Consider the following 14,414-nt stretch of genomic DNA (forward strand, 5'->3'; position numbering starts at 1 on the left):
CGTTCGCGCTGAAGTCGTAATCAGGCATTCGCGGGCAGCTCGGATTCGCGCGGAATGAACACGGTGGCCACGGCGGCGAGGAGCGAGGCGGCGCCGGCCAGTATGAACGCCGCGCTCAAGGAACCGCTGATCACCATGCCGGCGAGCGCCGAGCCGATCGGATAGCCGGCGACGTTCAGGCTCATCGAGATCGACAGCACCCGGCCGAACTGGCGTGGATCGGTGCGCCGCTGGCGCAAGGTGAGCAGCGCCACATCGATCGGTCCCGCCAGGGCGTCGAGGATCACCAGCCCGATGACGAGGCCGGTCAAGCCGAATTCGGCGGCGATCGGCCAGGCGGCGAGCGCCGACACGATCATCCCGGTCATCATGATGGCGCGCTCGCGGCCATTGGCGCGCAGATGGCCGGCGACCAGCGCGCCGAGGCCTCCGGTAATGCCCGCGGCGGCCCACAGGAATCCGGCCGCCGACTCGGCATCCTGCGCCATGAAATATTTGGCCGCGACGACCGGTATGACGACCACAAGCACGCCCCAGGTGACCTGATAGAGCGAATAGGAAATCGCCAGCCCGCGCAGCGTCGGCTGGCGGGCCACGATCGCCATGCCTTCGAAGGCCTGGCGCAGCAGCGATGTGCTGACGGTGTTCAAACTTGGCAGGCGAGGGACCTGCCACAGGCACAGAGCGGCGCCGGCATAAACGACAGCGACGATGACGATGGTGGTCTCAGGTCCGAGCCACGCGACGCAGAGCCCGGCGATGGCGGCGCCCAGGACGTCGACGACGGCCCAGATCGCCGTGTCGAGCGCATTGGCCCGGTCGAGCGTGTCGCTCGGCACCATGCGCGGCAGGAGCGCCCGGATGCCTGAGGCGCCGAGCGGGCTCGTCATCGAATAGAGGATCACCAGGGTGAACAGCAGGACCGGATCGGCGAGGCCCAGCCAGCTCGTCACCGCCAGCAGTCCGGTGAACAGGCCGCTGGCGAAGAGATCGAGCCTGACCGCAACGGTCGGCCCGACACGGTCGAGGATCGCGCCGCAGATCGGGCTCAGCAGCAGCCCGGGCGCCACCGCGGCGAAGACCAGCCATCCAGCGAGGCTAGGCGATGCATAACGCGCCAGGACGAACAGGACGAGCGTCAGCGAGAACATGCGCGCCGCCATCCGGGTCAGCGCCATGGAGGCCAGGAGCGCGGGAAGATGCGGCGTTCGCCACAGCGCGCGATATGAATTGTCCTGTCCCATGAGGCTTGCTCCCGCAAGGCCGCGGGATCAGGTCTCCCCACACAGCCCATTCGCATAATGTATATTATGGAATATTTTCTGATGCCCGGAAATGAACCGAAACCTAGAAATTCCAAGGCCTTGCGTTGTTACGCCCAGGACTGTCCTGCCGATTGCCATGCCTTGGCCAAGCCGTCCAGAGCCTTGTCCGGCGGTCTCATCAGCCTCTGGCACATGGGTTCCGGCCTCGCCCGAATGGCTACGCGGCTCCCGTCCGCTCATAGGCCCCAGGACGTCGTTCGTCCTGAAAATTGACTCGCAGCATGCGTCTGACCGACCGCGGCGTCGCGTCCGTGTCGGCCTCGGACTTGGGCATGCCGCATACCAACGTCACGCCGGACGAGCCCTAGGACGTCGCTGAGCATGGAAATTGAGCGCGTGCGTCATTCCCGTCGATCACAGGCCGCGATACATACCGGCAGCCGACGGAAAGACACCCTCACACCATGGTTAACGCGGCCGCGTTCCCGACGATCGGCTACCGGCCTCTCGCCACGGCCTGCTTGAGATAACGCTCCGCCAGCGTCGTCCAGTAGCGCACGCCGGTCGGAATGATCTCGTCATTGAAATCATAGCGTGGATTGTGCAGCGGCCGCGGCGCCGCTTCCTCGCCGGGCCGGCCCGAGCTGAGGAAGACGTAGCAGCCGGGAACCTTGCCCAGCATGAAGGCGAAATCCTCCGCACCCATGATCGGCTGCATCGCGGCATCGACGTGCGGGCGCCCGACGATCTCCTGAGCGACGCCGGCGGCGAGCTTCATCTCCTCCGGCGTGTTGCGCAGGACCGGATAGCCGCGCTCGAACTGGAATTTGTGGCCGGCGCCGGCAGCCTCGGCGGCATGGCGCACGATCTTCTCCAATCCCGTCGCGAAGGCATCGCGCACCGCGTCATTGAGCGTGTACAGCGTGCCGCGGACGATGGCGATGTCGGGCGTGACATGGACGCCTTGCCGATGGCTCGGATCGCCACTGCGGAACTGGGTGATCGACAGGACGACGGGCTCGGCTGGGTTGAGATAGCGCGCCTTGAAATTATGCATGTCCTGCACGATCCGGGATGCCGTCAGCAGCGGGTCCGGCACCGCATATTGCGCCGCCGGATGCGAGAGCCGGCTGAGGATATGGAACTCGAAAGTGTCGATCGAGGCCAGCATCGGCCCGGTCCGCATCAAAAACTGGCCGGCCGGAATGTTGGGGAAATTATGCAGCCCGAAAATCGCATCGACCGGAAACTTGTCGAAGAGCCCCTCCTTCACCATGGCATTGCCGCCACAGCGCTCATCGCCCGTCTCCTCGGCGGGCTGGAAGATGAAGCGCACGGTCCCGTCGAACTCGCCCTTGCGCGCCAGATGGCCGGCCGCCGCGAGCAGCATGGCGGTATGCCCGTCATGCCCGCAGGCATGCATTTTGCCATCGACCCTGGAACGGTAATCGACGTCATTCTCCTCGTGGATGAACAAGGCATCCATGTCGGCGCGCAAGCCAACGGCCGCCGGGCTCGTGCCGCGCTTCAGCGTGCCGACCACGCCGGTGTCACCGAGACCGCGATGCACCTCGATGCCGAATCCCGCCAGCTTCGCCGCAACGAAATCGGAGGTCGCCTTCTCCTCGAACGCCGTCTCGGGATTGGCGTGCAGATGACGGCGCCAGGCCGTGGCGTCCTCGATAAGACTCTTGTCGATCATCGTTTTCTCCTTCGAACAAACCAATCAGGTAAAGTTGTCGCCGGATTTTCTCAACCTCGTTGTCGCAATTTTTGAGTGAGATGATCGGCGACCAGAGCCGCGCCGGGAGAAATGTTCGCGGCCCGGTGAAGCCGGATTTCCGCGCCGGGCAGGGACGGCAGCCCGCTGCTTCCATCCAGCCTGCGCAGCCCCTGCCCCAGCATGCTGCTCTTCAGAATGGAGACCGCGAGCCCTTGTTCGACAAGGGCCTCTATCGCCGCGGTGCTCTGGCTCACATAAGCGAGCCGCCAGGGCCGCCCGGAGGCATTCAGCACTTCGATAGCCCACTGTCGGAACAGGCAATCCGGATAGGACAGCGCCACCGGCAATGGATCCGTATGTTCGGTTCCGTGATCGCGCGACGCCACCCACGCCGCGCTTTCGCGAGCAACGAGATCACCTTTCCCCGCGCCTTCCGGATGCATCGCAAGAACGACGTCGAATGACGATCCGAGCCGCTTAAGCAGTCGCGCTGTCAGTCCGATTTCCATCTCGATCTGCACCAACGGAAAAATCTCGGCAATCTCGGGCAGAAGACGCGGAATGACCCTGGTCCCATAGTCTTCCATCACACCGATGCGAACCTGCCCGGCAACCCGGAGGTGAGAAAGACGCGCCACGGCCTGTTCGCTGAGTGTCAGGATCCGCCGGGCATCAATCAGGAAGCTTTCGGCGACGCCCGTCATCTCGACCCGCGTTGTCGAGCGCCGGAACAACTTGACGCCCAGCCGCTCCTCGAGACGCTGAACCTGCAGGCTTACGGCGGCCTGCGTCCGGTTCAGGCGACGCGCGGCATGCGTGAACGACAAATGCTCGCAGACGGCGACGAAAGCGCGCAACAGATCAGGATCGAGGTCAGGCCTGCTCATATCGATCCATTATCACTCTGATGAAATTTATTCGATTCCATTTTGACAGGCACTTCCCTAACCAACAGGTGAAAGGAGTGCGGACGCGGTGGAACGACTGGGAATTCTGGCAGCGATTTTATCGAGCGCGCTTGGCGGAACCGCTGTCGTCGTCACGCGATACCTCACTTCCACGCTCGATCCCCTGACGATCGGCGCCATAAGGTTCGCCGGCGGATTCCTGGTTCTGGCGGCGATGGCATGCTGGCCCGGACAGCAATGGCCGCGACGCGGCGACTGGCCCGGCACCGCCGCGCTCGGCCTCCTCTTCTTCGGGCTGTTTCCGATCCTCTTCGCGGCGGCGCTGATCTACACGACCGCCGCGCGCGGAGCTCTGGCGCTGTCGACGCTACCGCTCCTGACTATGGCCGCCGCCGCGGCTTTGCGGATCGAGCCGCCCACGCTGCGCAAGCTCCTCGGCGTCCTGATTGCAATCGGCGGCGTGACATTCGCCTTGAACGCCAATCTCCGCAACGCGCCGCCAGACGCTTGGCGAGGCGACCTGTTGATGATCGGCGCTGCCCTATGCATGGCGTTCTACAATGTCTGGTCTCGTCCATTCATTGCCCGGTCAGGTCCGATACCGTTCGCGGCATTTGGCATGGGCATCGGCGCCATTTGCCTCTGCGGCGGGTCGCTGCTCTCAGGCGGCGTTTCCCGACTGCCGCTGCTCAGCGCGCCGCAATGGCTTGCCGGCGCCTATCTCGCCATCGTGTGCGGGGCCATGATCTTCTTTCTTTGGGCCTATGCCCTCGGCCGCGCCAGCCCGACGCTCGTCGCCGTTTCTGTCGCCGTAAACCCCATCACCGCGTCGATCCTCGCCGTCTCGATGCTCGGCGAACAGATCAGCCCGGAATTGCTGATCGGACTGATCGGCACGCTCGTGGGCATAGCCGTCGCATCCGGACTCCTCCCAAGCATTCGCCTCAAGCGGTAACCCAGCCGATAGCCTGTCAGCGCGGGATCTCCTGCTTCGGCCAGGACGGGCTTGGACATGTGCCGCCCGTCGTGTTGGTCTGATTGTAGAAGTTCACGCAGTCGAACCAATATGGCGTCTGCGTCGCCCACGGCGTCGTGCCGAAGCGCTTCTGCAGCACCTCGTAAGCGGCGCTCGAATATTTCCCGTGCCCGCCATGCCAGTTGCAGCCGTAGCGCGTCGACTTGACCGCCAGCGCCAGCGCCTCGGCGGCGCCGCTGCCGGCGTCCTCCTTGGGAGCTCTGCTGCCCCATTTGGTCGCCGCCGTCGCCAGCAGCTTCGGCGCGCTCGGCATGGCGCTCAGGGCCTTGATCTCTTTCCAGTTGACGCTCCGGACCACCGGATGGGCCTTGAGGACGCTTTCGCGCTTCGCGGCCAGCGCCGTTATGGCGTCGGCCTCCATCACGGGCTCGAGCCGTTTGGCCGACCACGACGTGCGCTCGGTACCGGTCAGGCTGTCGAGCTCATTGCGCAGGCCGCCGAGCTGGCGATCGGGCTCGAACGGACACCACCAGTTCTTGTCATTGTGATCGAAGGAATCGAGCGCGGTGACATCGCCGCCGCCGGTCATGGTGATCGGTTCCCAGACACCGGGCGCATTGACCAGAATGCCCATGCGCGGCGTGCGCAGTATGGTCAACAGCCGGAGGTTCTCGTCCTTGGCCTTGGGATAGTCGGCCTTGACCTTGTCGGCCACCGCCTTCACGTCCGGATTGAGCGCGTAAAGCTCTTCGGTGAACGACTTCTCCGGCACGCGGCCGCGCGCATAAAGCCTTGTCCAGGCAGTGCGGATCAGGAGCGCGCGCTCCTCGGGCATGAACAAGGTTTCGTTCTTCGCCATCGCCCGCAGTTCCTTGGCGGGAAGGAAATTCAACAGCGCCTGGCCGGTCTTCACCGAGTTGTTCGCCAGCGCCTTGTCCCACTGGGCGCGATCCTCGGCCGACCACATGGCGATCTCGGCCAGCACATTGCGGCTGCCGTCATCCTTGTCGAGCGAGGCCATGAGATCATCGGTCAGAAGCTTGTCGCGATACTTGCGCGCCTCGGCGGCCATGCCCTGCCCCAGCAGATACTGGCCGAGCGGCTGAAGCGCCCTTTGCGTATAAGTCACAGAGCTCTTGATCGGATAGCTGGCGAGCCCGTCATAGGCTTCGTCGAATTTGCCGGCGAGCGCCGAAACGCGCACCGCATGGGTCAGAAGCGTGCCGGCGGCGGCCGTCTCGGGCGCCGTGCCGCAGCTGTCATTGGCGGCCTTGGCAGCGGCCTGCGCCTTGTCCCACAGCGCCTTGCGGCTGGCATCGTCACTCTTGGCCTTGAGCGCCTCGATGACGTCCTTGGCGAGCGGCGGCGTGCCGGCAACGAGCCCGAGCGAACCGTCGACCAGCGTCTGGGTGCGCGCTTCCCATTTCGGCCCGATGAACTGCCAGGGGGCGCGATCGTAATATTCCTGGGTGCTCTGGCCGCCGATCATCCAGGCGGCCATCGGATGCTGGCGCACCGCATCGACGATCGACTTGGAGATGGTCGGATTTTCCGGCAGCGTGCCGGTGAGCCACCAATCCTCGGCCTTGCCGCGGATGCCGACGAAATCAATGTCATAGAGCGCGCGGCCATAGTCCTTGGCGAGCTCCGGCGAGGCCTTGATGTCCTTGGTCGGCTTATCGAGCACGGCGACGGTGCCGTTGATCAGCGATGTCCAGCCGGGCGCCGTATCCTCGAGATTGGCGATATAACCCAGGAGCTCCTGGGTGATGCCATGGACGCCGGCGAGGGACGGGTCGGCGAGGATCGCATTGGCCTCGGCGCGCGCTTCGGCGAGCTGCTTTCCATTGGCGAGGATATTGGCGACCATGTAACGCGCCGCGCCCTTATGCGGCGACGTGGACGTGCCGATCGCCTTATAGAGATCGAGCGCCTTGCCGCGGTCGGTATAGAAGACGAGCGAGGCCTGCTGATAGGCGCGGTCGGCGTCCTGCAGGTCCTTCACCGGCGGCTGCTGCTCGGCCAAGGGTCCCGGCAGTTCGGCGATCTTCTCGCCGTCGCAGGCGGCCAGCACGGCGAGCTGCACGGTGAGCCACTGTTTCACATAGGGGCTGGTCTTGCCGAGATCAGCGATGCGCTTCTCCAGCACCTCGAGCGGATAGCCGAGACGGCACTCATAGCCGTAGTAATTGGGCTGCTTGGCGTCGGGCGATATCTCTGCGATCAGCTTCTTCAGCTTGTCGGCATTTTCCCACGAGGAGTAGCCGCCATAATTGGGATCGATCATCGGATCGCCCAGGCCCTTGAGCACCCTGTAGGTGCGCGCCGAGAACGGCTCACGCGCATAGCGATCCACCGCTTCATTGATCTTGGCCGGATCGCGCGCCGAGCCGTCGGGACAGGCCTGCTGGGCGAGAACGGGCGTGGAGCTGAAGGCCAGCAGGGCGATCAGGGAAACGATCCGGCGGGACATGGCGCACTCCATTATTCAGAAAGGCAGAATCATACCGTCATAGGCCGGTTCGACATAGGGGGGAAGCTCCCGTGTCAACGTGGAAAAATCGAGATCGATATGCATGTTGGTGAGCACCGCCCGCTTCGGCTTCAGCCGTTCGATCCAGCTGAGCGTCTCCGGCAGGCTGAAATGGCTCGGATGCGGCACCGGGCGCAAGGCATCGACGATCCACAGATCGAGGTCGCGCAAGGCGGGGAGGCTCGCCTCGGGAATGCCGTTCACATCGGGCGTGTAGGCCACATCGCCGAAGCGGAAGCCGAGCGCGTCGATATTGCCGTGATGGACGGTGAAGGGCAGAGCGCTGATCGAGCCCCCCTTCCCGGCAATGGTGACCGTCTGACCGGAGGTGATGCGGTTGAGGCTCAGAATGGGCGGATAGTCGCTGCCGGGCGCGGTGACGAAGCAATAGCCGAAGCGGCTGACCAGGAGATTGGCCGTCGTCTCATCCGCCCAGATCGGGATCAGGTGGCGCTGGCGCAGATAGAAGGCGCGCAACTCGTCGATGCCATGGGTGTGGTCGGCATGCTCATGGGTGTAGAGCACCGCATCGATCGCCTCGGTGCCGCTCGACAGCATCTGATCGCGCAGATCGGGCGAGGTGTCGATGAGGACGCGGGTGACGCCCGCTTCTCCAGCACGGCTGACCAGGATCGAGCAGCGCCGCCGCCGGTTCTTCGGATTGGTGGGATCGCAGGTGCCCCAGGAATCGCCGATACGCGGCACACCACCCGACGAGCCGCAGCCCAATATGGTGATGATGCCGCTCATGAGGTCACGCCGCCCAATCCGGCTTCGGCACCTTGCCGAACAGCGCGAAGAAATTATCGGTGGTGATCCGTGCCATCTCGGGCGCGGCAACGCCCTTCACCTCGGCGAGCCTCTCCAGCGTCTTCACCACATAGGCCGGTTCGTTCGATTTTCCGCGGAACGGCACCGGAGCGAGATAGGGCGCATCGGTCTCGACGAGGAGACGGTCCATCGGCACTTCGCCCGCAGCCGTGCGGATATCCTCGGCGTTCTTGTAGGTAAGGATGCCGGAGAAGGAGACATAGGCGCCGAGCGCCAGGCCGCGCCGCGCCAGCTCGATCTTGGAGGAGAAACAATGGAGCAGCGGCTTGAAGGCGCCCTTGCCCATTTCCTCTTCCAGAATCCCCGCCGTGTCGGCTTCCGCCTCGCGGCTGTGGATGACGAGCGGCAGGCCGGTTTCGCGCGCTGCCTCGATATGGACGCGGAAGCTCTTGGCCTGGATATCGCGCGGGCTCAGAACATAGTGATAATCGAGCCCCGCCTCGCCGATGCCCACCACCTTGGGATGGCGCGCGATATCGATGAGCTCGCGCGCGGTTACATCCGGCTCCTCGGCGGCATTATGGGGATGCGTGCCGATGGTGCAGAAGACATTGTCGTGGGCTTCGGCGATCGCCAGGATCTGCGCGAACTTGCGCACCCTGGTGCCGATCGAGAGCATCAGCCTGACGCCTGACTCCTGGGCGCGCCCGAGCACGCCCGGCAAGTCCTCGGCGAGGCCCGGATAATCGAGATGGCAATGGCTGTCGACGACGATCATGCCGAGGCGGCGCCGTCGCTCTCTTCCACATAACGCGGGAAGACGCCCTGCGGCGCGGGCAGCGCCACGCCGGAAGCGAGCCTGCCCTTCTCGCCCAGCGCACTGAACGAGCGGGCGTCCGCCGGCACGGCCAGGAGGTCGAGGAGTTTGCCCGCCGAAGCCGGCATATAGGGCTGCACCAGGATGCCGACCTGGCGGATAATCTCCGCCGTCACATAGAGCACGGTGCCCATGCGCTCGGGGTTGGTCTTCTTGAGCGCCCAGGGCTCCTGGCTCGCGAAATAGCGGTTGGCGTCAGCCACCACTTTCCAGATCGCATCGAGCGCCCTGTTGATCGCCTGGACGTCGTGCTGGGCACGGCATTCGGCGAGGAGCGCATCGGTCGCGTCCAGAATGGCTTGATCCTCGGCGCTGAGCGACCCCATCACCGGTACCTGGCCGGCGCAGTTCTTGCCGATCATCGACAAGGAGCGCTGCGCCAGATTGCCCAGATCATTGGAGAGATCGGCATTGGTGCGCGCAACGATCGCCTCATGGCTGTAATTGCCGTCCTGGCCGAAGGGCACTTCACGCAGGAAGAAATAACGCACCTGGTCGACGCCATAACGCAAGACGAGCTCGGCCGGCGAGATGACATTGCCGACCGACTTCGACATCTTCTCGCCGCGGTTGAACAGGAAGCCATGGCCGAAGACGCGCTTCGGCAAAGGCAGCCCGGCCGACATCAGGAAGGCCGGCCAATAGACCGCGTGGAAGCGCACGATATCCTTGCCGACGACATGGAGATCGGCCGGCCAATAATGGTTGCGCGGGCTCTTGTCCGGCCAACCGGTGCCGGAGAGATAATTGATGAGCGCGTCGAACCAGACATACATGACATGGCCCTTGGCGCCGGGCACCGGAATGCCCCAGTCGAAGGTGGTGCGCGAGACCGAGAGATCCTGCAAACCGCCTTTGACGAAGCTCACGACCTCGTTGCGCCGCTCGGCCGGGCCGATGAAATCGGGCTGGTCGGCATAGAGCTTGAGGAGCTTGTCCTGATAGGCCGAGAGTTTGAAGAAATAGCTCGCCTCCTCCACCCACTCGACCGGCGTGCCGGTCTTGGTCGAGAATTTCTTGCCATCGCGGTCCTCGAGCTCGTCCTCGCCGTAGAAGGCTTCATCGCGCACCGAATACCAGCCGGAGTAATTCGACAGATAGATATCGCCGGTCGCGTCGATACGCTTCCACAGTTCGGTGACGGTGTGCTTGTGGAGCGGGTCCGTGGTGCGGATGAAGTCGTCATTCGAGCAGCCGAGTTGGGCCACCATGTCCTTGAAGAGCTGCGCCATCTCGTCGACGAACTCGGCGGCGGTACGGCCCTGCTTGCGCGCCGTCTGCTCGATCTTCTGGCCGTGCTCGTCGGTGCCGGTCAGGAACATCACGTCATAGCCGTCGAGCCGCTTGAAGCGGGCGAGCGCATCCGTGGCCAGCACCTCATAGGCATGACCGATATGGGGGGCGCCATTCGGATAGGAAATGGCGGTGGTGATGTAGTACTTCTCTTTCACGCGTATTCTCGAATGTTTAGGCGGCCTTAGCGGATCCGAGAACCGATAGCGCATCAAGGATCGTCTGGCGGCGGTCGAGGTTTAGGGCATTTGCCAAACGAAGGGAATGCCCGATCTCCTCATGCGCACGGGCAAAGGCAGCGCCCTGTCCGGCCAGCGCGGAGCGGCGCGCGATGTCGGCCACATAAGTGAGCAGCAGCTCGCAGAAGATCGCATAATCCTCCGCCATATCACGCCCCTGCAGCCCATCCGCGATCGATATTTTCGCTGCAAGATCAATCGATTGCGAGCGCGACATCAACTGACGCAAGAGGTCGAAATATTTAGCCCCGTCGGAATTCAGAAGCTCGAGCGCGCGGCCCGGACTGCCCTTTGAAAGCTGCACGGCGCGGGCCAGCTCTTCCGGCTTGTGCTCGCCCATCGTCGCCAGCACGGCATTCGTCTCCGCGTCGTTCAACGGGTTCAGATCGAGCCTGAGGCAGCGCGAGCGGATGGTCGGCAGCAGCCGGCCCGCCTGGTGGCTCACCAAGATAAAGAGGGAATGCGCCGGCGGCTCCTCGAGGATCTTGAGCAGCGCATTGGCCGATTCGGTATTGAGGTCCTCGGCCGCATCGACGACGCAGATGCGCCAGCCCCCCTCGCCCGCGGTACGGCCGAAAAAGGCCGAGGCCTTGCGCACGTCATCGACGGCGATTTCGCTCTTCAACCGCTCGGCCTTGGCGTCATAGGCACGCTCGAGGCTGATGATATCGGCATGACCGCGCGCCGCCATTCGATGTGCGACCGGGGATTCGGCCGGCACATAGAGGCTGGTCCGGTCACCGGCGGCGCGAGGATCGGGATAGGACAGGAGGAAACGCGCCAGGCGATAAGCGAGCGTCGCCTTGCCGATGCCGCGCGGACCGGCGAACAGCCAAGCGTGATGCATGCGGCCGGAGCGGTATTGCCGGAGCAGCGTCTCCTCCGCCGCCGCATGGCCTTGGAGATCGGTGCGCCGGCGCGGATGATGCGGGCCTTCGCGCGGGTCTTCGGCGCTATCGCTCATGCGAGCCCCACTACGGACGCCACGGCGCGCTTTATATCTTCCGACACCGCCTCATAGGGCCGGCTCGAATCGATGACCCGACAGCGTCCCGGTTCCTTCGCGGCGATAGCGAGGAAGGCTTCGCGCAGCTTGCGGTGGAAGGCGAGCCCCTTCTTCTCGAAGCGGTCCTCGACGCCGGCGGCGCCAGCACGGCCCTTGGCACGCGCCAGGCCCAGTTCCGGCTCGACATCGAGGATGAGCGTGAGCTGCGGCCGCGTCGCGCCCACGATGCTCTGCTCGAGCATGTCGATCAGCGCCATGTCGCCGCCGCCGGCGAAGCCCTGATAGGCCCGGCTCGAATCCATGAAGCGGTCGCAGAGCACGAGATCACCGCGCGCCAGCGCCGGGCGGATCGTTTCGCGCAGATGCGAATCGCGCGCCGCGTAATTGAGCAGCGCCTCGGCATCGGCCGACCAGCGCCCGACCGCGCCGGTGACGAGCAGCGCCCGCACCTCTTCAGCGCTAGGCGAGCCGCCGGGTTCGCGGGTCAGGACGACGGTCCGTCCGGCCTTGCGCAAGACTTCAGCCAGATCGCGCGCATGCGAGCTCTTGCCGGTGCCTTCGCCGCCTTCGAAGGTAATGAAAACTCCCGGCATCTCAGCCGCCGAAGACCATATAGATCAGGCTGTCCCAGGCTTTGAGCCACATGGAGTTGACCGCGGCGATCTCGGTCGAGGTCTCGATCGGGAACTCCGCCAATGTGCGGCCGTCGAGATTGAATTCGATCGAGCCGGCCTTGGTGCCCTGCTTCACCGGCGCCAGCAGCGGGCCGGTATAATGGAGATCGACCGTGACTTTCTGCTGCTCCGCCGGGGAGAGCATGAGACGGATGTCCTTCGGCGTCGTCAGGTCCACCCAGCGCGTTTCGCCGCCCCAGACACGGGCGCGACCGACCCGGTCATTGGCATTGTAGACCTCGATCGGCCGGAACTGCTTGAACCCCCAGTCGAGGATCTTCTGTGCCTCGCGCCGGCGCTCCTCGATCGACGCGGCACCGGCGACCACCATGATGAGGCGGCGGCCGTCGCGCATCGCCGAGCCGACGAGATTATAGCCGGCCTCCTTGGTGTAGCCGGTCTTCATGCCGTCGGCGCCCGGATAGTCGGTCAGCAGAGGATTGCGATTCTTCTGCGCGATCTTGTTCCAGGTGAAGGTCGGCTGGCTGTAATAGTGGTAGTATTCGGGATAGGTCTTGACGATGTACTGCGCCAGCATCGAAAGCTCGCGCGCCGTCATGAGATGTTCGGGGTCGGGCAGCCCGGTCGCGTTGCGGAATGTCGATTTGGTGAGGCCGAGTGCCCGCGCCCGGCGCGTCATCTGATCGGCAAAGGCAGGCTCCGATCCCGACATGCCTTCGGCGACTGCGATGCAGCCGTCATTGGCGGACTGCACGATGATGCCCTGGATCAGATCGGAGAGCTTCACCCGTGAATTCAGCGCCGCATACATGGTCGAGCCGCCGGCCGGCGCCCCGCCGCGTCGCCAGGCGTCCTCGCTGATCAGGAACTCCTGATCCAGGGTCAGCTTGCCGGCCTTCAGGGCGTCGAAGATCATGATCGCCGTCATCAGCTTGCTGGTGCTGGCGGGCGCGATCAGCTGATCGGCGTTCTTCTCATAGAAGACATTGCCGGTGCGCGCATCGATGAGAATGGCGTTCGGCACCGTCGTGTCGAGCGGCGGCGGCAGAGACGGCGGTGTCTGGGCGCCTGCGCCAACCACGAGGAACAGGACGGCGCAGACGGCGGCAAGCAGGCGATGCATGATCATGAGGCGAAGCTAAGAGCCTCCCCCTCCGAAATCAACTGTTACGGCAATCTGATAGCTCTGCAGGAACTACAATGCGGCATTCGCCATGATGAGGCGCGCGTCGGGATGGCCGAGATCGACTGCCTGGCGCAGCGCAATCTGCGCCTGGCCTTCATTGACGATCGGCCCGATGCGGACGCGATAGAGCGGTCCGCCCGAGCCCATCAGCTCCTGAACCTGGACCGGGCCGGAATTCTCGAGCTCCTCACGGGCACGCTGTGCGTTATAGGGATCGGCGAAGGAACCGACCTGCACGAAATATTCGGGCGATTGGTAGTCATTGGTCGCCGACGCGATGCTGGGCTGAGCCCCCTGATAGACCGGCGACGGTTCGAAGGACGGCGTCGCCGCCGCGATCTGCAGGCCGCTGCCGCCCGAGATCTCGCCATTGGCGGCCGCCATCATCTGGCGCAGCGGCGTGCCGTTGCGCAATTCGCGATTCATCGCGGCGAGATGCTGGCCCTGATCGTTGAGCGGCGCCGGGCCGATATATTGGACGCGCACTTGCGCCTTGCCCTGCGGCTTGAAGCCCAGGACCTCGGCCGACTTGCGCGACATGTCGATGATGCGGGTGCCGACGAAAGGCCCGCGGTCGTTGATGCGCACGACGACATTGCGGCCATTCGCGAGATTGGTGACCTTGGCGTAGCTCGGCAGCGGCAACGTCGCATGCGCGGCGGTGAGCTCGTTCATGTCGAACCATTCTCCGTTCGACGTCATGCGGCGATGGAATTGCGGCCCATACCAGGAGGCGACGCCGGTCTTGTCGTAATTCGGTTGCTCCCTAGGCGTGAAGCTGACGCCCGCCACCTCATAGGCCTTGCCGACGTGATAACGCCCGCCGCCTTTCGGCAACGGGCCGGATTTCGCATAATAGGGGCTGCCGATGCCGGCAAATGGATCCTTCTTCTTAGCTGACGATGAGCAACCGGCCACGATCAGGCCAATGGCGATGATTGCAGCCGAAGATTGAAGCAGCCGACGCATATAGACACTTCCCCACTCGCGGGCCCCCCGGCC

The 14,414-nt window shown here is 64.3% G+C and carries 12 protein-coding genes; 1 reads left to right on the forward strand and 11 read right to left on the reverse strand.

The features are described from left to right. Window positions 1–20 precede the first annotated feature (20 nt). From JHL16_RS10345 to JHL16_RS10355, 3 genes are all read right to left on the reverse strand, one after another. Window positions 21–1,244, reverse strand: a complete 1,224-nt coding sequence (locus tag JHL16_RS10345; RefSeq protein WP_200184742.1) for an MFS transporter — start codon at window positions 1,242–1,244, stop codon at window positions 21–23. 517 nt (window positions 1,245–1,761) lie between these two features. Then, entirely contained in the window at window positions 1,762–2,967 is a 1,206-nt protein-coding gene (locus JHL16_RS10350) for an amidohydrolase (RefSeq protein ID WP_200184743.1), read from the reverse strand. A gap of 50 nt (window positions 2,968–3,017) precedes the next feature. Continuing rightward, window positions 3,018–3,875: a LysR family transcriptional regulator gene (locus JHL16_RS10355; RefSeq protein ID WP_200184744.1), complete on the reverse strand. Its 858-nt coding sequence runs from the start codon at window positions 3,873–3,875 to the stop codon at window positions 3,018–3,020. An 88-nt stretch (window positions 3,876–3,963) separates the two neighbouring features. On the opposite strand from JHL16_RS10355, the gene JHL16_RS10360 reads away from it, so the two are divergent. Then, the gene (locus JHL16_RS10360) at window positions 3,964–4,851 is read left to right on the forward strand and encodes an EamA family transporter (protein WP_200184745.1); all 888 of its coding nucleotides are present in this window, start codon (window positions 3,964–3,966) and stop codon (window positions 4,849–4,851) included. A 16-nt stretch (window positions 4,852–4,867) separates the two neighbouring features. Here the strand turns inward: JHL16_RS10360 and JHL16_RS10365 are convergent, their stop codons facing one another. From JHL16_RS10365 to JHL16_RS10400, 8 genes are all read right to left on the reverse strand, one after another. Then, on the reverse strand, window positions 4,868–7,345 hold the full coding sequence (locus JHL16_RS10365) for a hypothetical protein (protein WP_200184746.1): 2,478 nt from the start codon (window positions 7,343–7,345) through the stop codon (window positions 4,868–4,870). A gap of 15 nt (window positions 7,346–7,360) precedes the next feature. After that, window positions 7,361–8,155, reverse strand: a complete 795-nt coding sequence (locus tag JHL16_RS10370; protein WP_200184747.1) for an MBL fold metallo-hydrolase — start codon at window positions 8,153–8,155, stop codon at window positions 7,361–7,363. A 4-nt stretch (window positions 8,156–8,159) separates the two neighbouring features. Continuing rightward, complete coding sequence (locus tag JHL16_RS10375; RefSeq protein ID WP_200185000.1) at window positions 8,160–8,951, reverse strand: TatD family hydrolase; 792 nt, start codon at window positions 8,949–8,951, stop codon at window positions 8,160–8,162. After that, on the reverse strand, window positions 8,951–10,558 hold the full coding sequence (gene metG / locus JHL16_RS10380; protein ID WP_200184748.1) for a methionine--tRNA ligase: 1,608 nt from the start codon (window positions 10,556–10,558) through the stop codon (window positions 8,951–8,953). Before metG ends, JHL16_RS10375 begins: the two co-directional genes overlap by 1 nt. Beyond that, window positions 10,521–11,549, reverse strand: coding sequence for a DNA polymerase III subunit delta' (locus JHL16_RS10385; protein ID WP_200184749.1), 1,029 nt, complete (start codon window positions 11,547–11,549; stop codon window positions 10,521–10,523). Before JHL16_RS10385 ends, metG begins: the two co-directional genes overlap by 38 nt. After that, window positions 11,546–12,184 carry a dTMP kinase gene (gene tmk / locus JHL16_RS10390; RefSeq protein WP_200184750.1) on the reverse strand — a complete coding sequence of 213 codons (639 nt, stop codon included), beginning with the start codon at window positions 12,182–12,184 and terminating at the stop codon, window positions 11,546–11,548. The genes JHL16_RS10385 and tmk overlap by 4 nt, the downstream gene beginning before the upstream one ends. A gap of 1 nt (window position 12,185) precedes the next feature. Continuing rightward, the gene (locus JHL16_RS10395; protein ID WP_200184751.1) at window positions 12,186–13,355 is read right to left on the reverse strand and encodes a D-alanyl-D-alanine carboxypeptidase family protein; all 1,170 of its coding nucleotides are present in this window, start codon (window positions 13,353–13,355) and stop codon (window positions 12,186–12,188) included. Window positions 13,356–13,421: 66 nt separating this feature from the next. Further along, window positions 13,422–14,381, reverse strand: coding sequence for a septal ring lytic transglycosylase RlpA family protein (locus tag JHL16_RS10400; RefSeq protein WP_200184752.1), 960 nt, complete (start codon window positions 14,379–14,381; stop codon window positions 13,422–13,424). Window positions 14,382–14,414 lie beyond the last annotated feature (33 nt).

It is taken from the genome of Taklimakanibacter albus (genome assembly GCF_016595235.1).
Lineage (GTDB): Bacteria > Pseudomonadota > Alphaproteobacteria > Rhizobiales > Aestuariivirgaceae > Taklimakanibacter > Taklimakanibacter albus.

What these genes read in the sequence shown, in the direction of transcription:
- JHL16_RS10345 (WP_200184742.1), bottom strand. Translation starts at nt 1,244, where the DNA reads ATGGGACAGGACAATTCATATCGCGCGCTGTGGCGAACGCCGCATCTT.
- JHL16_RS10350 (WP_200184743.1), bottom strand. Translation starts at nt 2,967, where the DNA reads ATGATCGACAAGAGTCTTATCGAGGACGCCACGGCCTGGCGCCGTCAT.
- JHL16_RS10355 (WP_200184744.1), bottom strand. Translation starts at nt 3,875, where the DNA reads ATGAGCAGGCCTGACCTCGATCCTGATCTGTTGCGCGCTTTCGTCGCC.
- JHL16_RS10365 (WP_200184746.1), bottom strand. Translation starts at nt 7,345, where the DNA reads ATGTCCCGCCGGATCGTTTCCCTGATCGCCCTGCTGGCCTTCAGCTCC.
- JHL16_RS10370 (WP_200184747.1), bottom strand. Translation starts at nt 8,155, where the DNA reads ATGAGCGGCATCATCACCATATTGGGCTGCGGCTCGTCGGGTGGTGTG.
- metG (WP_200184748.1), bottom strand. Translation starts at nt 10,558, where the DNA reads ATGCGCTATCGGTTCTCGGATCCGCTAAGGCCGCCTAAACATTCGAGA.
- JHL16_RS10385 (WP_200184749.1), bottom strand. Translation starts at nt 11,549, where the DNA reads ATGAGCGATAGCGCCGAAGACCCGCGCGAAGGCCCGCATCATCCGCGC.
- tmk (WP_200184750.1), bottom strand. Translation starts at nt 12,184, where the DNA reads ATGCCGGGAGTTTTCATTACCTTCGAAGGCGGCGAAGGCACCGGCAAG.
- JHL16_RS10395 (WP_200184751.1), bottom strand. Translation starts at nt 13,355, where the DNA reads ATGATCATGCATCGCCTGCTTGCCGCCGTCTGCGCCGTCCTGTTCCTC.
- JHL16_RS10400 (WP_200184752.1), bottom strand. Translation starts at nt 14,381, where the DNA reads ATGCGTCGGCTGCTTCAATCTTCGGCTGCAATCATCGCCATTGGCCTG.